This window comes from Vibrio sp. 10N.222.55.C6 (assembly GCF_041473395.1).
Taxonomy (GTDB): domain Bacteria; phylum Pseudomonadota; class Gammaproteobacteria; order Enterobacterales; family Vibrionaceae; genus Vibrio; species Vibrio crassostreae_C.
This window is the reverse complement of the sequence record NZ_JBFRSD010000806.1, coordinates 1-344: the sequence shown is the minus strand read 5'-3', so window position 1 is coordinate 344 and position 344 is coordinate 1. Positions and strand designations below refer to the sequence as shown.

Here is a 344-nt window from a genome sequence, read left to right as displayed (position 1 = left end):
ATATGACGATGTGTCGATATTAACTCTTTGATTTGACTTACAAAGTCAGTTTGCAAAATTAAAGGACAGAAGTGTGGTTCAGTGTTCGATAGGACTGAGTAAAACATGCGAAGCTGATTTTCACTGAATTTTCCGAATTTTCGATGAACTATCGTATGTAATTGTTCTCGAAAAACTACTGAAGTACTTAAACTAGTTAGCGAACGTCGTTGTAGAAAGCTATCAACCGCTTTGTTTAAATCTTTACTGGTTACAACTGTCGATGCAAAAGGAGAAATGGGTTGTATGTATGATGTAGTCATTGTTTATTTTCCATTATGTCCCACAACATTTTGAATGTGTGT

General features: G+C 34.9%; 1 protein-coding gene. It reads right to left on the bottom strand.

The features are described from left to right. Nucleotides 1-302 (bottom strand): hypothetical protein (locus AB4486_RS26285; RefSeq protein ID WP_372119698.1); only part of this gene is annotated, 302 nt, incomplete at its 3' end. Nucleotides 303-344 lie beyond the last annotated feature (42 nt).